22 protein-coding genes and 2 pseudogenes are annotated in these 22,741 nt (G+C 66.1%); 13 read left to right on the top strand and 11 right to left on the bottom strand.

Annotation, left to right across the window (positions count from 1 at the left end):
* Window positions 1–97 precede the first annotated feature (97 nt).
* The 4 genes from ACNO8X_RS16105 (at window position 98) to ACNO8X_RS16090 (ending at window position 2,948) form a co-directional block, all read left to right on the top strand.
* Entirely contained in the window at window positions 98–304 is a 207-nt protein-coding gene (locus ACNO8X_RS16105; protein WP_418001807.1) for a hypothetical protein, read from the top strand.
* A gap of 12 nt (window positions 305–316) precedes the next feature.
* On the top strand, window positions 317–1,273 hold the full coding sequence (locus tag ACNO8X_RS16100) for a homocysteine S-methyltransferase family protein (protein ID WP_418001806.1): 957 nt from the start codon (window positions 317–319) through the stop codon (window positions 1,271–1,273).
* A gap of 83 nt (window positions 1,274–1,356) precedes the next feature.
* Complete coding sequence (locus tag ACNO8X_RS16095) at window positions 1,357–1,713, top strand: YciI family protein (protein WP_418001805.1); 357 nt, start codon at window positions 1,357–1,359, stop codon at window positions 1,711–1,713.
* Window positions 1,714–1,730: 17 nt separating this feature from the next.
* Window positions 1,731–2,948 (top strand): RNA polymerase sigma factor, encoded by a 1,218-nt coding sequence (locus ACNO8X_RS16090; protein ID WP_418005925.1) that lies wholly within the window; start codon window positions 1,731–1,733, stop codon window positions 2,946–2,948.
* Between the two features lie 14 nt (window positions 2,949–2,962).
* On the opposite strand, the gene ACNO8X_RS16085 is transcribed toward ACNO8X_RS16090, so the two are convergent.
* Together ACNO8X_RS16085 and ACNO8X_RS16080 are read right to left on the bottom strand one after the other, a co-directional pair.
* On the bottom strand, window positions 2,963–3,643 hold the full coding sequence (locus ACNO8X_RS16085) for an alpha/beta fold hydrolase (protein WP_418001804.1): 681 nt from the start codon (window positions 3,641–3,643) through the stop codon (window positions 2,963–2,965).
* Window positions 3,640–4,374 carry a cutinase family protein gene (locus tag ACNO8X_RS16080; protein ID WP_418001803.1) on the bottom strand — a complete coding sequence of 245 codons (735 nt, stop codon included), beginning with the start codon at window positions 4,372–4,374 and terminating at the stop codon, window positions 3,640–3,642. Before ACNO8X_RS16080 ends, ACNO8X_RS16085 begins: the two co-directional genes overlap by 4 nt.
* A 175-nt stretch (window positions 4,375–4,549) precedes the next feature.
* On the opposite strand from ACNO8X_RS16080, the gene ACNO8X_RS16075 reads away from it, so the two are divergent.
* A complete protein-coding gene (locus ACNO8X_RS16075; RefSeq protein ID WP_418001802.1) occupies window positions 4,550–4,792 on the top strand; it encodes a hypothetical protein in 243 nt (80 codons plus the stop codon).
* 17 nt (window positions 4,793–4,809) lie between these two features.
* Here ACNO8X_RS16075 and ACNO8X_RS16070 read toward each other — a convergent pair whose 3' ends face one another.
* From ACNO8X_RS16070 to ACNO8X_RS16055, 4 genes are all read right to left on the bottom strand, one after another.
* Window positions 4,810–5,265, bottom strand: a complete 456-nt coding sequence (locus ACNO8X_RS16070; RefSeq protein WP_418001801.1) for a ubiquinol-cytochrome c reductase iron-sulfur subunit — start codon at window positions 5,263–5,265, stop codon at window positions 4,810–4,812.
* Window positions 5,266–5,271: 6 nt separating this feature from the next.
* On the bottom strand, window positions 5,272–5,589 hold the full coding sequence (locus ACNO8X_RS16065; protein ID WP_418001800.1) for a hypothetical protein: 318 nt from the start codon (window positions 5,587–5,589) through the stop codon (window positions 5,272–5,274).
* A gap of 106 nt (window positions 5,590–5,695) precedes the next feature.
* The gene (locus ACNO8X_RS16060; protein ID WP_418001799.1) at window positions 5,696–7,105 is read right to left on the bottom strand and encodes a WS/DGAT/MGAT family O-acyltransferase; all 1,410 of its coding nucleotides are present in this window, start codon (window positions 7,103–7,105) and stop codon (window positions 5,696–5,698) included.
* Between the two features lie 62 nt (window positions 7,106–7,167).
* A complete protein-coding gene (locus ACNO8X_RS16055) occupies window positions 7,168–8,691 on the bottom strand; it encodes an FMN-binding glutamate synthase family protein (RefSeq protein ID WP_418001798.1) in 1,524 nt (507 codons plus the stop codon).
* 202 nt (window positions 8,692–8,893) lie between these two features.
* Here ACNO8X_RS16055 and ACNO8X_RS16050 point away from each other — a divergent pair, with 202 nt between their 5' ends.
* From ACNO8X_RS16050 to ACNO8X_RS16015, 8 genes are all read left to right on the top strand, one after another.
* Window positions 8,894–9,367 (top strand): GtrA family protein, encoded by a 474-nt coding sequence (locus ACNO8X_RS16050; RefSeq protein ID WP_418001797.1) that lies wholly within the window; start codon window positions 8,894–8,896, stop codon window positions 9,365–9,367.
* Window positions 9,368–9,657: 290 nt separating this feature from the next.
* Window positions 9,658–10,749 carry a PE-PPE domain-containing protein gene (locus ACNO8X_RS16045; RefSeq protein WP_418001796.1) on the top strand — a complete coding sequence of 364 codons (1,092 nt, stop codon included), beginning with the start codon at window positions 9,658–9,660 and terminating at the stop codon, window positions 10,747–10,749.
* Between the two features lie 5 nt (window positions 10,750–10,754).
* Window positions 10,755–11,882, top strand: coding sequence for a hypothetical protein (locus tag ACNO8X_RS16040; protein WP_418001795.1), 1,128 nt, complete (start codon window positions 10,755–10,757; stop codon window positions 11,880–11,882).
* Window positions 11,883–11,943: 61 nt separating this feature from the next.
* Window positions 11,944–12,423 (top strand): OsmC family protein, encoded by a 480-nt coding sequence (locus tag ACNO8X_RS16035; protein WP_418001794.1) that lies wholly within the window; start codon window positions 11,944–11,946, stop codon window positions 12,421–12,423.
* Between the two features lie 29 nt (window positions 12,424–12,452).
* Window positions 12,453–12,935 carry an Lrp/AsnC family transcriptional regulator gene (locus tag ACNO8X_RS16030; protein ID WP_133760669.1) on the top strand — a complete coding sequence of 161 codons (483 nt, stop codon included), beginning with the start codon at window positions 12,453–12,455 and terminating at the stop codon, window positions 12,933–12,935.
* A gap of 163 nt (window positions 12,936–13,098) precedes the next feature.
* Window positions 13,099–16,578 (top strand): indolepyruvate ferredoxin oxidoreductase family protein, encoded by a 3,480-nt coding sequence (locus ACNO8X_RS16025; RefSeq protein ID WP_418001793.1) that lies wholly within the window; start codon window positions 13,099–13,101, stop codon window positions 16,576–16,578.
* A gap of 115 nt (window positions 16,579–16,693) precedes the next feature.
* The gene (locus ACNO8X_RS16020) at window positions 16,694–17,779 is read left to right on the top strand and encodes a Glu/Leu/Phe/Val dehydrogenase dimerization domain-containing protein (RefSeq protein WP_418001792.1); all 1,086 of its coding nucleotides are present in this window, start codon (window positions 16,694–16,696) and stop codon (window positions 17,777–17,779) included.
* Window positions 17,779–19,281 (top strand): amino acid permease, encoded by a 1,503-nt coding sequence (locus tag ACNO8X_RS16015; RefSeq protein WP_418001791.1) that lies wholly within the window; start codon window positions 17,779–17,781, stop codon window positions 19,279–19,281. Before ACNO8X_RS16020 ends, ACNO8X_RS16015 begins: the two co-directional genes overlap by 1 nt.
* 3 nt (window positions 19,282–19,284) lie before the next feature.
* Here the strand turns inward: ACNO8X_RS16015 and ACNO8X_RS16010 are convergent, their stop codons facing one another.
* The 5 genes and pseudogenes from ACNO8X_RS16010 to ACNO8X_RS15990 form a co-directional block, all read right to left on the bottom strand.
* Window positions 19,285–19,836, bottom strand: a complete 552-nt coding sequence (locus ACNO8X_RS16010; RefSeq protein WP_418001790.1) for a lipoprotein LpqH — start codon at window positions 19,834–19,836, stop codon at window positions 19,285–19,287.
* Between the two features lie 68 nt (window positions 19,837–19,904).
* A pseudogene (locus ACNO8X_RS16005) lies at window positions 19,905–20,045 on the bottom strand (polysaccharide deacetylase family protein); the annotation flags it as partial.
* Window positions 20,046–20,153: 108 nt separating this feature from the next.
* Window positions 20,154–20,372: pseudogene (locus ACNO8X_RS16000) on the bottom strand (VOC family protein); the annotation flags it as partial.
* 8 nt (window positions 20,373–20,380) lie between these two features.
* Complete coding sequence (locus ACNO8X_RS15995) at window positions 20,381–21,367, bottom strand: NAD-dependent epimerase/dehydratase family protein (RefSeq protein ID WP_418001789.1); 987 nt, start codon at window positions 21,365–21,367, stop codon at window positions 20,381–20,383.
* A 78-nt stretch (window positions 21,368–21,445) separates the two neighbouring features.
* Window positions 21,446–22,729 (bottom strand): DUF222 domain-containing protein, encoded by a 1,284-nt coding sequence (locus ACNO8X_RS15990; protein ID WP_418001788.1) that lies wholly within the window; start codon window positions 22,727–22,729, stop codon window positions 21,446–21,448.
* Window positions 22,730–22,741 lie beyond the last annotated feature (12 nt).

The following is a 22,741-nucleotide window of genomic DNA, read 5'->3' as shown; positions in this document are numbered from 1 at the left end:
ACCCGGTTTGCAGAACGCCAGCAAACCTTTGGCCACCAGCGCATACTCGACACGAGATCGTTTCGGCGGCCACGGGGAAGCGGCGGTGAATCTTGCCATGGCTGGTTCACAGCACGCCGATCAATGCGAGGTCTGCATTCTCGGCGCCGGTATCGCCGGCCTCAACGCGCTTGTGGTTGCTGCCCAGTACCTGAGCAGCAACCACCGTCGGGACCGGGAACACCATCGGGCCACGCTCGACACGATCCGTGAGCGGTACGACGTCCGTTGCGGGCCGCTGGAGCATCTCACCGGCCAGGCGTGAGAGGACGGCACAATGGCGAGGCATAGAGCGTCCCTCCCCCAGGCGAACGGCGAGTTGGTCGTCACTGACGGAGGGCTCGAGACCGACCTCATCTTCCATCACGGCTTCGACTTGCCGTTGTTCGCAGCGTTCCCGCTGGTGTCGGATGACGCGGGTCGAATGGCCCTGCAGCGCTACTACGACCGCTACGCCGCCATCGCGAGCGCGAACCGCGTCGGACTCCTCCTCGAGAGCCCGACCTGGCGGGCCAACCCGGACTGGGCGCCTCAGCTCGGGTACACGCTCGACAAGCTCGACGCGGTGAATCACGCGGCCATCGCGCTGATGGAAGACATCCGCCAACGACACGACGGCGCTATCAGCCCCATCGTCCTCAGCGGATGTATCGGCCCGCGCGGCGACGGATATGTCGTAGGCACCACGATGAGCCCCGGGGAAGCCGAGGAATACCACGGCCGTCAGATCGGTGTATTCGCCGAATCGGCTGCGGACATGGTCACCGCGATCACCATGAACTACGCGGAGGAGGCTGTCGGTGTCGTCCGGGCGGCCACCGCCGCCGGGATCCCGGCGGCGATCTCATTCACCGTCGAGACCGACGGACGGCTGCCGAGCGGTCAGTCCCTCGGCGAGGCGATCGTTCAGGTCGACGACGCCACTGACGGAATGCCGGCCTACTTCATGATCAATTGTGCCCATCCGACCCATTTCGCGGGTGTGCTCGAGACGGGAGCCTCGTGGACGGAACGTATCCGCGGCCTGCGGTTGAACGCGTCCGCCAAGAGTCACGCCGAGCTCGATGAGGCCGCCGAGCTTGACGAGGGCAACCCCCAGGAGCTTGGGACGCAATATTCCGGGTTGCGCGCCGCGCTCCCAGCGGTGTCGGTGCTCGGCGGCTGCTGCGGCACGGATCACCGGCATGTCGCCGCGATCTGCGGCGCCTGGACCGTGCCCAGTTCGGCGGACTGATCGCCTGTTGTCGATAACTGCGGTCGCCGTTCGTGTAGAAGGTGAAAGGTGGCATCAGGCCGCCCCCTGCTCAAGGAGTACCGGTGACCCACTACTTGCTTGCGATGCATCAGCCGGTCGGCGATCCACCTCCGCCGGACGTGCTGGGACCGATCATGGATGCGCTGGACGCGGTCGAGGACGACATGAAAGCCGCCGGGGTGTGGGTGTTCTCCGGCGGGCTGCACGGTCCGGCTGCGTCGACCGTCGTGCGAGTTCATGATGGCGCGACAGTGACGACCGACGGTCCGTACGTCGAAGGCAAAGAGCACCTCGGCGGGTTCACCATCATCGACGTCCCGGACCTGGACGCCGCCCTCGGCTGGGCGCACAAGCAGGCAGAAGCCGTGCGACTGCTACCGATCGAGGTACGCCCGTTCCGGGGCGATCTGAGGGGCTGATCGCGACCGTGCCCCAGCTGCCGCCGACCGAGATCGCCGATGTGTTCCGGCGCGAGTACGGGCGGGCAGTGGCGGTCCTGGTCGGTCGCTTCGGTGACATCGACCTCGTCGAAGAGGCGGTCCAGGACGCCTTCACCAAGGCGCTCGACCGGTGGCCACAGGCCGGGACACCGCCGAGCCCCGCAGGCTGGATCATCACGACCGCCTCGAACTCGATCATCGACCGGTTCCGGCGAGAGTCGGTTCGCGATGAGCGGCACGCGCAAGCGGTACTGCTCTATCCGGAGCCCGACGGCGAAGTGATCGAAGGGGGTCCCGTGCACGACGACCGCCTGCGCTTGATTTTCATCTGCTGCCACCCGGCGCTGTCCATGGAAGCCCGGGTTGCGCTGACATTACGGTTGCTCGGGGGCCTGTCGACGGGCCAGATCGCTCGCGCATTCCTCGCCTCGGAATCGACTGTCGCCCAACGGCTCGTCCGCGCCAAGCGCAAGATCCGGGACGCGCACATCCCCTACCGCGTGCCACATGATGCCGACCTCCCCGAGCGCGTGCACGGCGTGCTTGCCGTGGTGTACCTGATCTTCAATGAGGGGCACACCGCAAGCTCCGGCGCGGATCTCGTGCGTGCGGATCTCACCGACGAAGCACTACGTCTCGGCCGGCTGCTGGCGGAGTTGATGCCGGACGAACCTGAGGTCCTGGGCCTGCTCGCCCTGATGCTGCTGACGGACGCGCGGCGATCTGCGCGGACAGATGCGAAGGGACATCTGGTCCTGCTGGCCGACCAGGATCGCCGCCGGTGGGACCGTGGTCTCATCGCCGAGGGGCAGGCGCTGGTCCGCACGTGCTTACGACGAAATCGACCGGGGTCCTATCAAATCCAGGCGGCCATCAACGCCGTACACAGCGACGCATCGGTCGCATCCGCCACCGACTGGCCCCAAATCCTGACGCTGTACGACCAACTGATGGCCATCGCCCCGACTCCCGTCGTCGCGCTCAATCGTGCGGCGGCAGTGGCCGAGGTGCAGCACCCGCAGAGGGCCTTGGATCTGGTGGACGAGCTCGATCTGCCGGACTATCACGTCTACCACGCGGTCCGTGCGTCGCTGCTGTCTCGCCTCGGTCGAACAGCTGAAGCGGCCGATGCCTACGACCGGGCCGCCGCCTTGGCGGCGAACCCCATCGAAGAGGCGTACCTGCGCGGCGCCCGTGATGCCGTGGACGGTTGAGCGGATCGCGGCCGTCATCGCGGCATCGTGAGCATGTCGACGAGCTCGACCGGATGCGAAAGCATCGCCATGTGACCGCCGGGCATGACCTCGGGCTCTATCCCGAGGCGGTCGGCGACCACACCCCGCATGAATCGCTCGGGAAAGAACCGGTCATCGCGGAACAGGATGAAACGCGTCGGCACCTTCGGAAGGGCTTCTGCCGGCCATGGTTTCAGCGACGGGGTGTCCGATTGCGCGCGTTCGATCTCCGCGTCGATCACAGCGCGGTCGACTCCGTTGTAATACAACGCGACGGGATCGTCGACGTCATACCCGCCGGCGGCAGCGGCCTCACGTTGTGCGCCAACGTATCCCGTGGCACTCCACCAATCGCCGGGGCACTCGCCCGGACGGGGAATCATCGCCGAGACATAGATCAGCTCCGCCGCATCGACCAGCGGGCAGGCAAGCGGCGCGGTGAAGCCTCCGAACGAATGCGCGACGACGACAGTCCGCCCGCCATGGTGGTGATACTGAGCCGCGACCGCACTGGCGTAGGTATTCAGGTCAGCCGCACCGTCGTCGCAGGGCAGGTCAATCGCAATGCCACGGTGCCCGCGAATCGACAACTCGCGCACGACAAATCGCCAGTACGCGGGATCGCAACCGCCACCCGGTACGAGCAGGAACGTCGTCATGGGTGCTGTCGTCACAGCCTTCCGATGACGAAAGTCGCGGCCTGATCAGCCATCCCGTTGGATCCGTACGTGATGTGGGCGAACGACGGCCCGCCGGCCGGTGCCCCGTTGCAGATGGTGTCGTCAGGTACGCACAGTTCGATCGTCTTGGCTACGTACGCGGGCCCGATGGCGATCGGTGGCGCGCCGATGTCCGCCATGAACTCCGTCGACGGCTTTCCGAAGAGGACAAGTGCCGCAACGTGGTTCGCGATCGAGGGCGGCATCGGCTTCGGTGCGTACCAGGCGTACTCCGCCAGATCCGCGGGGATCTCCTTTGGTACCGCGTTCGCGGTCGTGAACCCCGCCACGACCGCGCCCTGGGAGTATCCGCCGAGCACGATCCTGGTGTTCGGGCAGTTCGCCGCGGTGGCTTGGACCTGATCGGCGGAATCTTTGACGCCGTCGACAACGCTCTGGACGAAGTCCAGGCGGTTGCCGAAATCGCTGCTGGCGGCGTAGTTGACCGGATACACCCCGACCGACTTGTTCCCCGCCTGTGCCTGCAGGGCATTGACGAACGCCCGTCCGGCCATGCCGACACCGGGCGGCTCGCTGGTGCCGCGGGCGAACACCACCTCGACATCGGGACACGGCTCAGCGAACGCCGGCGGTGCCGGTGCGTTCACAAAAGCGGAAAAGACGACCGTGGCGACCCCGGCGAGGCGGGGTAACCGCATGACTTGGAACAGCTTGATGACATCCATATCAGCTCCAGCGTCTTGCGCCAGCGAACTGCTACCGGCCTTTTCATGCTGACACACCGCGGGTGGCGGCGATACCCGTCAGCCCCAGGAATCTGCCAAGAATCCGCCAAGGCCGGCACCCCACCATTGCTGTCAACGGTCGACGCAGGCCGAACCAGCGAAAGGGAGAGACACCATGATCACCACCAACATCAAGAAGGCCGCGGGTACGGCGCTCCTGTCGGGCGGTCTGACCCTGATCGGCTTCGGCCTGGCATCAGGCACGGCTCAGGCCTTCAACCCGCAGCCCGAACCTCCGACCAAGCCGAGTGTCTCGGTCCAGACACACATCACCTCACCGAGCTCGATCGGTGGCGTCAACTCCACATCGCCCAAGGTGGCGACCGGCGGTGTCCGCGGCTGCGACGGTTCGGTGTAGCGCAGGACCAGCGGAGGTCAAGCGACGGTCAGCGTGTCCCCCGCCACCGTCACCGTCTTCGGGGCCAGTGGCTGATCCGCCGGACCCTCGACGACTGAGCCGTCGACGGCACTGAATTTGCTTCCGTGACAAGGACAGTCGATGGCGCCGTCGGCGACCTTCGACACCGTGCACTGCTTGTGCGTGCAGATCGCGCTGAACGCCTTGAACTCACCCGCCTTCGGCTGAGTGACAACGACTTTGGCCTCCTTGAGGACCACGCCACCGCCGACCGGCACGTCAGCCGCCTTCACCGAGTTCGATGCCACCGCAGTGGTTCCACCACCCGAGGACGGGCCGGCCGAGGAACCTGACTCCTTGCCACCGCAGGCCGCAAGCACCACCCCCGCGCCGACGGCGCCGAGGAGAACTCCACGGCGGCTCGCCACGGCGGGACGTCGGTGCAGTCCGTCAGAGCTCTCGGTCTCGGCCATGAGCTGCTACCGGTGGCCGCCGCCTCCGGCGTTGTATCCGGGCGACGCCACTTCGCCTTCAGTGAGCTCGAAGGGTGGCGTGAACAAGCTGGGATCGTCGAGCGACGATTCCGGCGCACTGAAGGGGCCTTGTGCCGCTTCCGGGGCCGCGGGGCCATCCGCTTGAGGCACGCAGGTGCCTTCGGACGCGACCAAGCCGTCCGAGCACGTGAGCTCGTCGGCATGCGCGATCGGCATGCTGATCAAGCCAGCCACCGCCGACGCGACGCCAAAGGTTACCGCCCCCACTGACATGCGAGCCAAAAGCGACGTTGTTGCGCTCATTGCACACCCACTTTCCGGTGCTAGCTGGTCCGGTGAAAGTAGCACCATAGCGCCCGCGGTGACGGGTCGTTTCAGCACTTGAGTCAATTGCGTTTACATACTGTTTTCACGCCAGGCCATAGGCGTCCTCCAGGGTGGCCAATGCTTCACCGGTCTTTATGGCGAGCTTCTGCATGTGCGGCATCGAGTCGCGGCAGCCGGTGAAGCCGAAGTTCAAAGTGCCCGAGTAGCTTTGGCATGTGATGTTCAGGCCGACACCATGGACGGGAATCGACACCGGGAACGTGGACACCAGCTCATTGCCTCGGAAGTACAGCGGGTAGTCCGGGCCGGGCACATTCGACAGGATGACGTTGTAGGACGCCGGGGCCACCTTCGGCGCGCCCACCGTGGCCGCACCTGTCTGCACGAGAAACGGTGCCATCAGTGCCGCGGTATACGCGAGGATCGCGTTGCCGGTCATGCCCGACAACTGATCTTTGGCGGCCTGGGTGGACGCGCTGATCGCTTCGATGCGCTCGCGGGCGTCGGCGATGTCGGTACCGAGCGTCGCGAGGATGGCGCCCACGGCATTGCCGCCGCCGGGATCGTCTTTCGGCCGAATGTTGACCGGCAGCATGGCAATCAGCGACTTCTCGGGCAGGGCATCGAGTCCCAGGAGATAGTCACGGAGTCCGCCGCCGCAGATGGCGAGCGCCACGTCATTGAGTGTTGCGCCGGCGGCATCGGCAACGGCGCGCAAGCGCGCGATGTCGTACTGCTGCGTGGCGAACCGGCGGCTCCGACCGATCCGACCGTTGAAGATGGTGTGCGGCGCCTGGCCAGGCCCGACGAGCGGATTGCTCTTGCTGACCGCGGTCACGGCCAGCTTGGCAAACGCGGCAGGCAGATCGATGATGGTCGACAACTCCGACGTGACGGACCGCAGTAGCCCGCCGAGGTCGGGGATGAGGCCGCTGTCCTTCTCGTCCTTCTTCCGTTCCCGCTTGGGCACCGGGTTCCGGAAGAACAACGGGGTGTCGGCATCGGCCGGATCGGTCGACATCGACCGGATGAGTGTCTTCATCGCCGTGTAGCCGTCGACGAGCGAGTGGTGCATCTTGACGTACAACGCGACGTTGCCGTCGTCCAGGCCCTCGATGATGTGCAGTTCCCAGGGCGGCCGGGTCAGGTCCAGCTGGCGAGCATGCAAGCGGGAGATCAGGATTCCCAACTCGCGCTGATCGCCCGGACGTGGCAACGCAGAGCGCCGAACGTGATACATGACGTCGAACTTGGTGTCCTCGACCCAGCGCTGTAGCGGATTGAGCAGGAACCACGGCGTCTGCAGCTTCATGTTCCACGGGGGTTCGATCTCGTTCGACCCGTAGATTTCGTCGCGCAGCTGATCCAGAATGTCGCCCGCGTCGCCCGATGTCGGGCGGAACTGCATCAGTCCCGCGACATGCATCATCGTCTCGGGCGATTCGGCCGCCAGGAACATCGAATCGAGGGGGGACAGTCGTTTGCCGGTCACTCCGGTGAACTTACTGACCGCATGCGACTTCGACCGCGAAACGGGCGAACATCGTCGCGCGTCTACTGATCTGCTGTCATCAACTCGGCGATCGCGGTCCGATCGGCCAGCGACGGTACGCCCCAACCTCTTTCGTACCCATAGACTTCGCGCAGTGGGGTCTTCGACCCGACGCCCTCGAGAATGTCCAGGTCGTCGGTCGAGATCAGACCCGGATGCTCGACACCACAGGCCTCCGATACCTTCAGCAGATCTCGGCGCAGTGTCATGAGGTAGTTCGCTGCCCGCTCCGACTTCAAGGTGGGGTCGAGTCCCCTTGCCAGCCAGGCATTTTGGGTGGCGATTCCCGTCGGGCAGGAATCGGTGTGGCATTTCTGGGACTGGATGCAGCCGATGGAGAGCATGATCTCCCGACCGACATTGACCATGTCGGCACCGAGCGCAAAGGCGACAACAGCGTTGTCGGGCAACCCGAGCTTGCCCGATCCGATGAATGTCACGCGGTCGCTGATCCCTGCCGCGGCAAACCGTTTGTACACCTCGGAAAACCCGATCCGGAACGGGTAGGCCACCGATTCGCTGAAGATCAGCGGCGCGGCGCCGGTGCCGCCCTCGCCCCCGTCGACCGTGACGAAGTCGACCCCACGTTGACCGTCGGCCATGTGCTGCACCAGCTCGTCCCAGAAGTCCATGTTGCCGACCGCGGACTTGATGCCGACCGGCAAACCCGTTTCAGATGCGACGAATTCGACCCAGTCGAGCATGCTGTCGATGTCATGGAATTCGGTGTGCCGGGACGGACTCTTGCAATCGACACCTACCGGGATGCCACGGATGGTCGCGATCTCGGCGGTGACTTTCGCGCCCGGGAGCATGCCGCCGAGGCCCGGCTTTGCGCCCTGACTCAGCTTGATCTCGATGGCCTTGACCGGACCGGAGTGGACCACTTCTTTCAGCTTGTTGATGTCGAAACGACCATGCTCATCGCGGCACCCGAAGTAGGCGGTGCCGATCTGGAGGATGAGGTCGCCGCCGTTGCGGTGATAGGGCGACAGGCCTCCTTCGCCGGTGTTGTGCATCGAACCGGCACTGGCCGCGCCCTTGTTGATCGCTTCGATGGCCTTAGCCGACATCGAGCCGAAGCTCATCGCCGACACGTTCACCACTGATTGCGGCCGAAAGGCCTTGGCGCGACCACGTGGTCCGCCCAGGATCTTTGCCGACGGGACAGGGCTACCGGGCCGGTCTGACGAATGTGTGACCGCGGCGAACGTCCGGTGTTTGATGATCGGGTAGCCGGGTGTGTACTCCACATTGTTGTCGGTGCCGAAGCCGTAGTAGTTGTTCTGCATCTTCGACGACGCGTAGATCCAGCGCCGCTGGTTGCGGCTGAACGGGCGCTCCTCGTCGTTGCTCGTCACGATGTACTGGCGGAGCTCAGGGCCCATCTCCTCGAGCAGGTATCGAAGATGCCCGAGCACCGGATAGTTGCGCAGGAGGGCGTGAGGCTTCTGGGTGAGGTCGTAGACAGCAAGCGCAGCCACACCGACGACGGGCGCTGCGGGCAGAATGCTCTTCCACTTCATCGGCATAGCTAATAACAGATACACCCCGTACCGGTGGAGAACTGGCAAACATCAGGGCAGTAATTCGTGAACTCCGATCCGGACGCCCGCCGATGGATTTCACCGTGCCACCGGATGGACATTGCGTGACCCAGCGCGAGGCGAACCGCAGAGTTCGCCTCGCGGCTACCTGGTCGATGCCGGCTCATGCCACAGTGCCCGCGTGACCGTCGAGTCGGCGACCGGGCTGCAATGTGCCGTCGATCGATTCCACCGAGCCTGCGAACTGGTCGTCAGGCGCTTGCCCTTCGGCCTCAAATCGATTGTCGCTCCGACGTTTCTGGGCTTCGCACTGATCAATGGCTGCACGTTCGCCGTTGATCTGCTGTTGCTCACCGGACTGCGCGACGGGTTGGGCCTACCGCTGGCGGTGGCGGTCACGGGGTCGTACGTGTGCGCTTTCGGGCTCAGCTACGTCCTGAACCGGACCTTCAACTTCAGCTCGCACAGCGCGGTCGGCCCGCAGCTTGCCGTATACGTCGTCGTGGTCGCGGTGAACTATCTGGCGTTCATCCTCGGTGTCTCGACGGGATTGTCGGCCCTGGGCGTCGAATACCACGTCGCACGGATCGTCGCCGGCAGCTGCGAGGCGGTCTACATGTACGCGGCGATGCGCTGGGTCGTGTTCCGGCACTGACCACGGGGCGCCACGTGGCGGTGACCTGTGTCTCATGACAAGCGCAGATGCTGCAAGGGTGTTAATTTCGCCGGGTCAATGTTGTACGGAGGCAACAAACGGGGGTAGTCGGGGACGGCAGGGCATCTCATACGCGTCGGCGAGAATCTTCCGCTCAATGCCGCCATCACCGTCGCTGACTGATCAGCGAAATTCCCCAGTACGCCACCACGGCGACACCGTCGCTCCAGTGGTGCCGCGCTGCGCATATCTCAGCATCCCCTCCTCTCGTACAGATTGGACATTGCCCCGTGGCCGGTTGGAACCGCTGCAGTGCAACAGGTTTCGTCGTCGCGCTCTGCGCGGCGATCGGAGTGCACCCGTCGGCGGCCGCTTCGACCGAGAGCCCCGACGTCACTTTCTATCTGCAGGGCACCTGCCTGTGTGACGTCTCGCCTACCTCGCGCGAGGCACTCGGGCTGGCCGACGGATATCTGGATTCCGCCGGCACCATCCACGGCGTCGGTTATCCCGCGGGATTGCTGTTCGCCGCGGATGCGGTCATCGGATCCACCAAGGTGAACGCCACCCTGTCCACGGTGCCAGCCGACACTGCCGTCACCCTCGCCGGACTGAGCCAGGGCGCCATCGTGCTGAACTATGTGAAACTCGCTCGGTCGCTGCGACATTCGCTTGGCCGGCGCGATGCGGACAACCTGCAATTCGTGACCTTCGGCGACCCGCAGAACACCACGGGCGGTATCACCACCAAGAATCGTGCGCTACAGCTGTTTGCGCCGAACACTCCGTTGGCGACCTCCTACCCCACCACCGAGATCGTCCGCGAGTATGACGGCTTCTCCGACTGGCCCGACAAACCAACACGTTTGGCCGTCCTGAACGCGGTGATGGGTGTCGGTTACGTGCACACCGACTACGGGTCGGCTGCCAATCCGATGACGCCAGGCACGCTCAAGACGGTCCGCACCAACGCCGCAGGCGGCACCACCACGCATTACGTCGTGCCCACGGCCCGGCTGCCACTCACGCAGCCGTTGCGTGACATCGGGCTGAACACCTCCCCCATCGACGCCTGGCTGCGACCGCAGATCGACCGCGCCTACGTCCACCGCCCACAGCTCGGGCCCCGCGGTACCACTACCCCGCCGACGCAGCAGGCGCCGAATCGTCCCCAGGCAGCGATGAACGCCTTGGCGGCAGCGGTGCTCGGCAGGCCAACCGCCAAGGCGGCGCACGGGCCGGAGGCCGGCGCACACGACGCCAAATCTGGGGCCGCAGGCAAACCATCTGACAGCACCAAGGACGCCAAGGAGAAGGCGTCGAAGCCCCATCGGGACTTTGGATTTCGGAAATCTCGCCGCGGCGGGGAATCAAGGAGGTAGTTCTCATGTGGGTCAAGACCCAGACAGTGACGCTGTCCGTGCTGTGCTCGACTGCCGTCGTGGTGGCCAGTGCGGCACCGGTTCTGCCGACGACGCACGCGACGTCGGTGGGCAGTGCCGAATACCGATACGCGCTCACGGCAGCGGCCTTCGATACCGCGTTCAATCCGATTCGGTACCTCGGCAACGTGGGAGGGGCGGCGCAGGCCATTGCCTCCGACGTGATCTATTGGCAGACACCGGACTTCCCGCTGCTGGTACTGAGTGCGCAAGTCGACCCCAGCTCCGGCCAGTACGAGGCCGTGCAGAAGGTGACCTCGACGACGACACACCTGCAGACTCTGGTCAGCTCAGTGACGGCGTTTCCCGGCGCCTCGTCGTCGCCCCAGGTGCAGCAGGTGGTCAGCGGGATCGGAGCGGCTGGTGCCGCTGCCGCGGGCGTGACGCAGACCGTCACCGCCACCCTTGCGCCCCACCTCGCTCCGCTGACGCCGGTCATCTACGTCGTCAGGGTGCTACGAGCGGCCGTCGGCGTTTACTACGCCGTCGCCACGTTGTCGACCACCGGGCTCGGCACAGTACTCAGCGGGCAGAACCCACTGACCGCCGTCGCCAACGTCGTGTCATCGGTCCAGGGATTGGCCAATGTCCTCGCCCACGCACCGCGGCCGACCTCTTCGGTTGGTTCCACCGCGGCACTGACGACCGCCGCATCGACGACTGCGGCATCGCAGGTCGCCGCGAAGTCCACCACCGCGGGTGAAGGCGACCAACCGGAATCGCGATCTGGCACTGGCGGTTCCGGCAAACGGACTGCGAAGGCGGCAAAGTCCGAAGAGGCACAAACAGAATCGTCGACCGCAGATCGTAAATCGAAGGCCAAGAAGTCGGCGGACGACGACGACGCGCCGAAATCGACCGCCGCACCGGCCAAATCGAAGGCGTCCGCAGCCGACAAGTCGACGGACTCCCCCGACCCGCAGGCTGCTCCGCCGGCCGCAACGCCGAAGAAGTCCAAGCGCACACCGAAGAGCGAAGACCATGGCGGCCGCGACGACGCGTCGCCCAAGGCAGCCGCCCCCAAGACCGCCAAGGCCAAGGAGAAGGGCGACCACGAGAGTCGTAAACACTGACCGTCGATGGGCGTGCACTAGAACAGACGTAGGCGACTGCACTACGAAGGGGACGCCCGCGATGGCGAAGACGCACCACTACGAACTCGACGTGACGTGGACCGGCAACACCGGCACCGGAACCTCCGGTTACCGCGAGTACGACCGCACGCACGACGTCAGCGCCGACGGCAAGCCCACCATCGCCGGTACCGCTGACCCCGCCTTCCGCGGCGATCCGCAACGCTGGAACCCCGAGGAGCTTCTCGTGGCCTCGTTGTCGCAGTGTCACATGCTGTGGGTCCTGGCCCTGTGTTCGCAGGAGGGCATCGTCGTCACCGGGTACACGGACCACCCGTCGGGCACGATGGCCCAAACCCCGGACGGTGGTGGGTATTTCACCGAGGTGGTGCTGCGGCCCGTCGTCCAGATCGCAGAGGAACGGCACCGCGACGCTCTCACCGACGTCCACGAGCGGGCCCATCACCTGTGTTTCATCGCCAATTCCGTCAACTTCGACGTCCGGTGCGAAGCGCAGGTGACCGTCGCCGAATCCGGGTAAGCCACGGTGTCCCCATGGGAAGATGCCGCATGGCCATCAAGATCGACGCACTCGATTCCGCGCTGCTGTCGGCGCTGGCGACCGACCCGCGCACCCCGATCCTTGAGCTGGCATCGCGGCTGAAGGTCGCCCGCAACACCGTGCAGGCGCGGATGAAGCGGCTCGAGGAGTCCGGTCTGGTCCGTGGCTATCCGCCGAACATCAATCTGTCCGAGCTCGGCTTTGCCGTGCACGCTCTGGTCTTCGTCGAGACGGACCAGACCAAGATGGACGCGATCATCGAGGCGTTGCGGGATGTTCCGCATGTGTTGGAGGTCCACGCGACGACCGGGCGGGCGGACCTGCTGGTCCGGATCGCGGCGCAGACGCAGGAGGAGCTGCTCAGCGTGATCCAACGGGTGCACCGGATCGACGGGGTCAAGCACTCCGAGACGATGCTGGCGATGGCCACACCGGTCGAATACCGATCACTCCCCCTTGTGCAGCACGTGACGCAACGTCGAACAAAATGATGCGTGCGTCACAGTGTGCCATGTCACAATTGAGCAGTTTGATCAACATTTCCGACCACAGTTGACGCAGAACGCATACCGGAGCAGATTTCGCTGCACCGATTGCATTTAGTTCTCGCTTTGCAGCTCACGATCTGAGCTGTGACAAGTGTGGAGGTTGTCAGTGACCAGCGTTCTGTCCCGATCCGAACTCACCGCGGTGGAGCCCGCCGCGCCCTACGACCTCGACGACCGCTACCGCTCCGGCGCCGGCCCCGTCCTGCTCACCGGAGTGCAGGCGATCGCCCGGATGATGGTCGAGCAGCACGTCCGTGACCTCCGCGCCGGTCACCGCGTCGCGACCTTCGTTTCCGGCTACCAGGGCAGCCCCCTCGGCGGTGTCGACAAGATGCTGCTGGGCATGCCGAGTGTGCTGACCGAGCACGACGTCGTCTTCACCCCCGGCTTCAACGAGGAACTCGCCGCCACCGCGGTGTGGGGCAGCCAGACCGACCTCCCCGCCGGAAAGGCGACCCACGACGGCGTCATCGGCGTCTGGTACGGCAAGGGACCAGGCGTCGACCGCGCGACCGACGCACTGCGTCACGCCAACATGTACGGCGTCAACCCCCGCGGCGGCGTGCTGCTGCTGGTCGGCGACGACCCGGCGTCCAAGTCGTCGACCGTCCCCGCCGTCAGCGAGCGATCCCTCGCGGCCCTCGGCATCCCGGTTCTGTTCCCGCGCAACGCCGACGAGATCATCACCATGGGCATGCAGGGTGTCGCGTTGTCGCGGGCCTCGGGCTGCGTCGTGGCGATGAAGATCGTCGCCGACGTCGCTGACGGCGCCTGGACCGTCGACGCCGACGTGGCCGATCTCGCGATCACCACACCCGAAATCCTCTGGGACGGAAAGCCGTTCACCTACCTCCAGCGTCCGATGGCCGCACCCGCCGACAGCCTGCTCGCCGAGGCCGACCTCTACGGCCCACGCTGGGCGACCGTCCGAGCCTTCGGTGACGTCAACGCCCTCGACGTACTCGAGGTGGACCCGGTCCGCGCGAAGGTCGGCATCGCCGCCACCGGCACCACCTTCGACGCCGTCCGTCAGGCACTGCTCGACCTCGGTGTCGACGACGCGGCACTGCACCGTGCGGGAATCCGCTTGCTGCGCATCGGAATGCCGTATCCGGTGGGCCAGCAGTCGGTCACCGAGTTCGCCCGCGGCCTCGAACAGGTGATCGTCGTCGAGGACAAGACAGCGTTCATCGAAACCCAGGTCCGCGAAATCCTGTACGGCACTGCCGACGCCCCGCAGATCATCGGCAAGCACGACGCCGCCGGGGCACCACTGTTCCCGCTCGGTGGCGAGCTGACCGCCGCCCGCGTGCTCGCCCCGCTGCGCCGGGTACTGCGTGATCACGTCGAGCTGAAGCGCACGCCGCCGCCCGCCCTGTCGCTGGAAGTGTTGTCCGCCAAGCGAACCGCGTACTTCTGCAGCGGCTGCCCGCACAACCGCTCCACCGCGATCCCCGAGGGCTCGATCGGCGGCGGTGGCATCGGCTGCCACACCCTGGTCACCATGTCGGGCCGCAGCGACAGCGCCGTGGTCGGCCTGACCCAGATGGGCGGCGAGGGCAGCCAGTGGATCGGGCAGGCCCCGTTCACCGATGTGCCGCACCTGTTCCAGAACGTCGGCGACGGCACCTTCTTCCACTCCGGACAGCTCGCGGTGCAGGCCTGCATCGCCGCCGGCGTCAACATCACCTACAAGCTGCTCTACAACGAAGTCGTCGCCATGACCGGCGCCCAGGACGTAGAAGGCGGGCTCGGCGTCGCGGGGCTCACCCACAAGCTGACCACCGAAGGCGTCAAGCAGATCATCATCTGCGCCGATGAACCCAAGCGGCACAACAAGAAAGCACTCGCCAAGGGCACGCTGCTGTGGCACCGCGACCGGCTCGACGAAGCACAGAAGGTGCTGCGCGAGATCCCGGGCGTCACCGTCCTCATCTACGACCAGCATTGCGCCGCCGACGCGCGCCGTCAGCGCAAGCGCGGCACGCTGCCCACCCGCAACACGCGCGTGGTGATCAACGAGGCCGTGTGCGAGGGCTGCGGTGACTGCGGCACCAAATCGAACTGCCTGTCGGTGCAGCCGGTCGACACCGAATTCGGACGCAAGACCCGCATCGACCAGACGTCGTGCAACACCGACTACACGTGCCTCGACGGCGACTGCCCGTCGTTCGTGACGGTCGAGCTGACCCCGGACAAGAAGGGCCGCAAGGCATCCCGGCGCAAAGCGGCGGAGCCGCCGCGGGTCACGGATCCGGGTCTCGGCGCTCCCACCGGCACCCAGAACGTCCTGCTGGCCGGCATCGGCGGCACCGGGATCGTCACGGTCAACCAGGTCCTGGCCACCGCCGCCTTGCGTGCGGGCTACGAGGTGGAGAGCCTCGACCAGATCGGCCTGAGCCAGAAGGCCGGCCCGGTCGTCTCGCACCTGCGGTTCTCGACCACCGCACTCGAGCCGTCCAACCGCCTCACCTCCGGCAGCGCCGATTGCATCATCGCGATCGACCTGCTGACCGCGACCGACAACCGGAACCTGGCCTACGGCAGTGCCGAACGCACCATCGCGGTCGCCTCGACGAGCCGGACTCCGACCGGTGACATGGTGTACGACAAGTCCGTCGCGTACCCGCAGACCCAATCACTGCTGGAGCGGCTCACGGTGACCACGCGAACGCTGACCCACTTCGACGCACTCGCCGCGGCCGAGGCCTTGTTCGGCAACACCGCTGCGGCCAACTTCCTCGTCGTCGGCGCCGCCTTCCAGAGCGGCGGCCTGCGACTGCCCGAGGCCAGTATCGAAGAGGCCATCGGCATCAATGGTGTCGCGGTCGCCGCCAACGTTGCGGCCTTCCGCTGGGGCCGTGTCGCGGTCGCCGATCCGGCAGCGTTCGCCGCCGCGGTCGACGCAGCACGGCCGAAGGCGGTGCCGGCGGTCACGAGCCCGGACCTGTTGGCCAGCACCACCTTCGACGGCGAGGTTCGCCGGCTGGTCGAGCTGCGGGCCGGAGAGCTGGTGCGCTACCAGAACGCGAAAGTTGCCCGGCGCTACGTCGACACGGTCCAGGCCGTCTGGCAGTCGGAGCGCACCATCACCGAGAACACCGCGTTCAGCGAGGCCGTCGCACGCGGCCTCCACAAGTTCACCGCCTACAAGGACGAGTACGAGGTCGCGCGGCTGTTGGTCGACCCGGCCTTCCTCGCCGACGTGCAGGCGCAGGTGCCCGGCGGCGACAACCTCACCTATCGGCTGCATCCGCCCGCCCTGCGGGCGATGGGCCGCGCGAAGAAGGTCGGTTTCGGGCCGAAATCGCATGTGGCACTGAAGCTGCTCGCCAAAGCCAAGGTGTTACGCGGCACCAAGCTCGATCCGTTCGGCTACGCCCACATCCGGAAAGTGGAGCGGCAGTTGCTGTCTCACTACACCGACATGGTGCTCCGACTCGCCGCCGAGCTGACCACCGCCAACTACGCGACGGCCGTCGAAGCCGCCGGGTTGCCCGACATCGTGCGGGGCTACGAGGACGTCAAGCTCGGCAACGTCGAGCTGTACCGAGCGCGCCTGCAGGACCTCGGCATCACGGCCTGAGCGCCCACCTCTCCAGATCTGTCCTGCCGCCGAACATGCGGCAGGGCCATCCATGCCGCCCAGCGGCAACGTCACCCCATGCCGCCAAACATGCGGTACCAGAAAGGAAGTAGTAGTGACTTCTGTGTCCACCTCATCGGTGTCCACCCCTGCCGGAGTCTTCGATCGCTCGCACAAGCTGAGCTCACGTAGCCACGAGCAGGTCGTGTTCTGTGAAGACTCCGAGTCAGGCCTCAAGGCCATCATCGCCATCCACTCCACGGCGTTGGGTCCGGCACTCGGTGGCTGCCGCATGTACCCGTACGCCGACGAATTCGAGGCGCTCGAGGACGTCCTGCGGCTGTCGTGGGGTATGTCGTACAAAGCCGCCGCGGCCGGGGTGAACCTGGGCGGCGGCAAGTCCGTCATCATCGGCGACCCCACCAGCGACAAGAGCGAAGCGCTCTTCGCCGCGTTCGCGCGCTACGTCAACACCCTGGGTGGACGGTACGTCACCGCCGGTGACGTCGGCACCAACACCGACGACCTGGACGTCATGGGCAAGTACACCCAACACGTCACCGGCCGCAGCGCCGCGGCCGGCGGCTCCGGCGACAGCGCCCGCCTGACCGCGCTGGGCGTGTTCAACGCCATGCGCGCGGGCGCCGAATCAGTGTGGGGTGCACCGACGTTGGCCGGCCGGACCGTCGGCGTCGAAGGCGTGGGCAAGGTGGGCCGCGAACTCATCGCGCTGCTGCTTGCCGACGGAGCCGACGTGTACGCCACCGATGTGAACGACGCGGCGCTGCAGCGCGTCTCGAACGACCACCCGTCTGTGCGCGTCCTCAATTCGGTTGCCGACGCCCCGGTCGATGTCTATGCTCCCTGTGCCCTCGGGGCTACTCTGACGCCTATGAGCGCTGAAACCATCGAGGCGAAGCTGGTCTGCGGTGCCGCGAACAACCAGCTCGCGACACCGGACGTCGAACTGTTGCTCGGCCGTCGCGGCATCACCTGGGTACCTGACTTCGTGGCCAACGCCGGTGGCCTCATCCAGGTCGCCGGTGAGTTGCACGGCGCGCACCGCGCGGCCGTCGAAGCCGACGTGACCCGCATCTTCGACCGGTGCCGCGACATCATCGCCACCGCGCGCGAGGCGGGCATCAGCATCGGTGCCGCCGCCAACCTGTTCGCAGAACAGCGGCTCGACGGGGCCATCTGATGGGCGCCGGCGGCGGGCTTTTCCGCACCAAGTCAGTCGAGCAGTCGATCCGGGATACCGACGAACCCGACTCGAAGCTCCGCAAAGACCTGACGGCAAGGGATCTCACTGTTTTCGGCGTTGCCGTCGTCATCGGCGCCGGCATCTTCACCCTTACCGCTCAGACCGCGGGCAACATGGCAGGGCCGGCCGTTTCGGTCGCGTTCGTCATCGCGGCGATCACGTGCGGGCTCACCGCACTGTGCTACGCCGAGTTCGCCTCGACTGTGCCCGTCGCCGGCAGCGCCTACACCTACGCCTACGCCACCTTCGGTGAGCTCGTCGCATGGATCATCGGCTGGGACCTGATTCTCGAATTCGCGCTCGCGGTAGCCGTTGTTGCCAAAGGCTGGTCGCAGTATCTCGGTGAGGTGCTCGGCGGGGCGGTGTCGCCCGTCGTGCACCTCGGCTCCATCAAGTTCGACTGGGGTGCACTGGTGATCATCGCGATCGTCGGCGTCCTGCTGGCGACCGGAACCAAACTGTCGTCTCGGGTGTCTGCCGTCGCCGTGGCGATCAAGCTCGCGGTGATCGTGCTGATCCTCGTCGTCGGTGCCACCTACTTCAAGGCATCGAACCTCACCCCCTTCATCCCGGCGGCGCAGCCGTCGGCGAAGGCCGACGGGGTGCACCAGTCGATGTTGGCCTGGCTCACCGGAACTGGCGGCACCAGCTTCGGATGGCTGGGCCTGCTGACAGCAGCCAGCATCGCGTTCTTCGCCTTCATCGGCTTCGACGTGGTCGCCACTGCCGCGGAAGAAACCCGCAACCCGCAGCGCGACGTACCCCGCGGCATCTTCGGCGCGCTGGCCATCGTCACCGTCTGCTACGTCGCGGTGTCCTTCGTGCTCACCGGCATGGTGTCGTACAAGCAACTGCAGGGCGAAAATGCCACACTGGCAACCGCGTTCGCCATCCACGGCGCGACGTGGACCAAGAACATCATCTCCATCGGCGCGCTGGCCGGCCTGTCGACCGTCGTCATGGTGATGTTCCTCGGCCAGACCCGCGTCCTGTTCGCGATGTCCCGCGACGGTCTGCTCCCCCGCCGTCTCGCACACACCGGCAAGCACGGCACCCCCGTGCGACTGACGGTCATCGTGGGCGTCGTCTGCGCGGTGCTCGCGGCGTTCGTCGACTTCGGCACTCTCGCCGGCATGGTCAACATCGGCACGCTCGTCGCATTCATCCTCGTTGCGATCGGCATTCCTGTCCTGCGCCGGACCCGACCCGATCTCAAGCGCGGCTTCCGCGTGCCCCTCGTACCGGTGGTCCCGATCCTGGCTGCGCTGTCATGCCTGTGGCTGATGCTCAACCTCGAGGTCGAGACCTGGTTGCGGTTTCTGATCTGGATGGCGATCGGCGTGGTCCTGTACTTCGCCTACGGCAGGTCCCACTCGATGATGGCGCGACCGCGCCCAGAGCCGCACAAGCACCTCAACGTCACCCAGATAGCGGCCTGACCCTCATTTGCAGGTGACCCGGACCTCGAAGGGCTTGGTCACCATCACGGGCGGTAGCGCTGCCGTCACCCCGGTGGCGCTACCGCTGATGATGTACGTATCACCGTCTTTGGACGCGGTGGCCTCGCCACCGGACATGCCTTGCTGATAGCCGAGGATGACGCCATTGACGTTGCCGAGGATCACCGAATGCACGGTCTTGGCGTCCGGCGTCAACACCACCGCCACCCCCGAAACCTTTTGGCCTATCGCGATATTGAAATTGCCGACCGCGTTGGTACAGACCACATTGCCGGTGATGTTCTGTCGTACACCGTCGACGGTCACCTCGGCCTGACCGGGTGGCGGATTGCCGGTGGCGGATTCGCTGGGCGAAGCCGCAGCGCTGGACGTCGACGACGACGTGGTCTTGGCGGTGCTGCTGGTCGAGCTACTCGCCGAACTGCCGCTCGGGCTCGTCGTCCCGGTGAACGGTTTCTCACCGGTGCAGCCGACACCGACGAACCCGATGACCACCGCTGTGCCCGCCGCACCGATCGCTAACCGTTGCCTCACCTTGGCACCCTTCTTCGTCGTCACAATCCGGTCCCACAACATGTACGCCGTTGAACCGGCCGGCGCAGCTAATGCGTCGAGTGGCTGGGGAGAAGGACGTCGTTGAAAGTGACCGTACGGAGGTTGCGGCTACGGACGACGTCGGCCAGGCAATCGACGACATGCGTCACCGGAGCATGGTTGAGATGGCCAAGGACGATGTTCTGCGGACCCCGAACGTGTTGGACAGGAACGCATGGTTGCGCTGGATCTGGTCGGCTATCTGTGCCGGCGACTGCGTGGTGAGGCCGGTTCTTCACTGCCTTGCCTTCGGGCACGCGCTGGAAGAACAGGCGCGAACCGACACCTGTGGGATCGACGCAGGCGAACTTCGACCCCTGGTGGTCAGGGGGCAATGACCGGTCGAAATCGGCCCACGACGCGAACCCCGGTGGCGGCGGTGGCACGACGTACCCGAGCACGTCGCACCAGAACCGCGCGACACGCTCGGGTACCGCGCAGTCGAACGTGACTTGAAATTGCTTGACCGCAGCCATCTTTCGCCTCAGCGGTCGAGGTCGCGAAGGCCGGCGACGGTATCGGCCAAGGTGATTCGCGGATCACGGTAGGTGACGCCGAGGTCGCGTTCGCTCGGTGTGTCGTCCGATGCCGGCATCTGCGTGTAGTACTGCATGCCTGCTTCGGTGAACGGTGTCTGGAACGGCAGGAACGGCCCCAGCCGATCGAGCACCTGGCCGGCCATCCGCAGGACGGTGTCGGGGACCGGCACGGACAGCATGGTCTTGTCGCCGACCTCGGTCAACAGCCGCGCCAGCTCATCCACCGGGATGCGGTGGCCGCCGGCCATGTAGCGGCGGGGACCCTTGCCCGGCTCCAACAAGGCCGCGTGCAGGTCGGCCAGGTCGCGACCGTCGACCACCGTCCACGCCGCACTCCGACCGGGAATCGCCCCGAGCTGAAGTGCTTGGGCCACGCCCTCGCCGGCCTCACCGAACTGGTTGCCGACCGGCGGACCCATGACCATGCCGGGGTAGGTGATGTTCACGGGTGCGCCGGCGTCCTGCATCCCGCGGGCGTAGATCTCGACCTGCGCCTTCGATCGCCCATAGCCGTCGGTGCCGCCGAACACCGGCAGGTCGGCCTCCAGCTTGTCGACGTCGGGGTTGAACAACGCGGTAATGCTCGACACGTGGATGATCGGATCCAGGCCCAGTTCGACGGCTCCGCCCAGCACGTTGCGCGCACCGTCCATGTTGGTGCTCAGCATCTGCGCCGTCTGGTTCGGGTCGGTGGCGACCAGCGCCGCCGCGTGCAGGACGGCGTCGCAGCCATCCAGCGCACGCAGCACCGAGTCACGGTCAGTGATGTCACCGACCACGTGATCAGAGACGTCGACGCCGAGTTTGGCCACGCTCGTCTGCAGCCGGGCCGCGTTACGCACCAGAAAGCGGACCGAATGTCCCTTGTCTGCAATAGCTTTCGCGCTCCAACCGCCGACGAATCCGGTACCTCCGGTAACCAGCACCCGCATTACGCTTACCCCCTCAGATGTGAACCGCCGGTCCCTGACGCTAGTACGGCAGCGCGAGCGACGGTCACGAACGTGTCATTAGGCCGCGGGGTTGATTCGCGCGATGTACACGTCGCGCGTGAAGATACGTAGCCCTTCGGGTCCTGGTGGTGCGGTCGAGGTATAGACGGCGCCGGTCGGAGTCGTCAGCTTTACGGTGTGCCGACCGTGTCTGTCGTAGGTGGTGGCCGCGTGCCAGCCGGGTTCTTCTTTGACGTAATTGCAGTGCTCGCACAGACCTTGACCGTTGTGCACGCTGGTGGGCCCATCGTGGTGGTGCGGCTTGACGTGGTCGGTGTGCCGGATGCGGGCGTTGCAGTACGGAGTTCGGCAAATCTGATCCCGCAGCGCGATAAACCGGGCCAGCCCTTTCGGAAACGCCCGGGCCGCCGATTCCATCGCGACCAGCTTGTTGGTGCCGGGCTGGGCGTACAGCCGCCGCAGCGCGGCGGCTGCCTGCGGGTCAGCTTCAGCGGCCAGCACCAGATGCCGCGCGAGTTCGGCCGGGATCGGGCCGTAGCCATCCAGATGGGCCGGTTCTTCCCCGCCGGCGATGAGCGTTTCATCGGAGAGCACCAGATTGACCGTCACCGAAACCGGCGAGTCGATCGGATTGCGCCCAGTCACCCGTTCAACCACCAGGTCAGCCATGATCTGGCTGTGGCTGCGCCCGAGCCCGGCGGGTACCGAGGTGCCCGGCAAGGTCGACGCCAGGGTCGTGGCCGCGCCCTGCGACAGTGCCGCCTGCACAGCCTGGCCCTCGGCCGCCGGCAGCAGCACCGTGACTGTGGCCATGCCGTCGCGGGCGGGGCGACACCGGACGTGCCGTTCGGCCCGGCCCTGCCGGATCCGTTCCAGCACCGCTTCCTGGTCCAGCCGGTAGGCGATCCGCTTGGCATCGGCGGCGATCTTGGCGTTGCCCATGCCTTCCACGCTGGCCGGGTCGCCGCACAGTTCTTTGTCGAGCAGCTGGCGATGGAATGTCGACAGACACGCCGCTTCCTTGGTGATCAGCTCGGTCCGATGCTCCGACAGCACGCCGGATTCCAATGCCGCCAGCGTGCACGGCATATCTGGGATCAGGATCCGCGTCATCGCCATCACCCGTTCGCCCCGGTGCGGGGACTCACCGCGGGCCAGCCCGACCTCCGAACCCAGCGCGGCCCGCGACACCTGCGGCCCACCCGCGCGTGCGGCCGCGACCCGCCGCGCCTCCAGGGCCGCCTGCGCCCGGGCCTGCCCCGCCGCCGCGGCCGCCTTCATGCGTTCGAACTCGGTGATGCGACCCAGCAACGCCTCCTCGTCGGCGTCGGGGTCAATCACCGCTGTCTTGCG

It is taken from the genome of Mycobacterium sp. PDNC021, from assembly GCF_048282635.1.
Taxonomy (GTDB): Bacteria; Actinomycetota; Actinomycetes; order Mycobacteriales; family Mycobacteriaceae; genus Mycobacterium; species Mycobacterium llatzerense.
The sequence above is the reverse complement of the archived record's forward strand: the minus strand, read 5'-3'. Positions and strand labels throughout refer to the sequence as shown.

Coding starts and splice junctions, on each gene's coding strand:
- ACNO8X_RS16105 (WP_418001807.1), top strand. CDS start 98: ATGGCTGGTTCACAGCACGCCGATCAATGCGAGGTCTGCATTCTCGGC.
- ACNO8X_RS16100 (WP_418001806.1), top strand. CDS start 317: ATGGCGAGGCATAGAGCGTCCCTCCCCCAGGCGAACGGCGAGTTGGTC.
- ACNO8X_RS16080 (WP_418001803.1), bottom strand. CDS start 4,374: ATGGATGTCATCAAGCTGTTCCAAGTCATGCGGTTACCCCGCCTCGCC.
- ACNO8X_RS16075 (WP_418001802.1), top strand. CDS start 4,550: ATGATCACCACCAACATCAAGAAGGCCGCGGGTACGGCGCTCCTGTCG.
- ACNO8X_RS16070 (WP_418001801.1), bottom strand. CDS start 5,265: ATGGCCGAGACCGAGAGCTCTGACGGACTGCACCGACGTCCCGCCGTG.
- ACNO8X_RS16065 (WP_418001800.1), bottom strand. CDS start 5,589: ATGAGCGCAACAACGTCGCTTTTGGCTCGCATGTCAGTGGGGGCGGTA.
- ACNO8X_RS16055 (WP_418001798.1), bottom strand. CDS start 8,691: ATGAAGTGGAAGAGCATTCTGCCCGCAGCGCCCGTCGTCGGTGTGGCT.
- ACNO8X_RS16040 (WP_418001795.1), top strand. CDS start 10,755: ATGTGGGTCAAGACCCAGACAGTGACGCTGTCCGTGCTGTGCTCGACT.
- ACNO8X_RS16035 (WP_418001794.1), top strand. CDS start 11,944: ATGGCGAAGACGCACCACTACGAACTCGACGTGACGTGGACCGGCAAC.
- ACNO8X_RS16030 (WP_133760669.1), top strand. CDS start 12,453: ATGGCCATCAAGATCGACGCACTCGATTCCGCGCTGCTGTCGGCGCTG.
- ACNO8X_RS16015 (WP_418001791.1), top strand. CDS start 17,779: ATGGGCGCCGGCGGCGGGCTTTTCCGCACCAAGTCAGTCGAGCAGTCG.
- ACNO8X_RS15995 (WP_418001789.1), bottom strand. CDS start 21,367: ATGCGGGTGCTGGTTACCGGAGGTACCGGATTCGTCGGCGGTTGGAGC.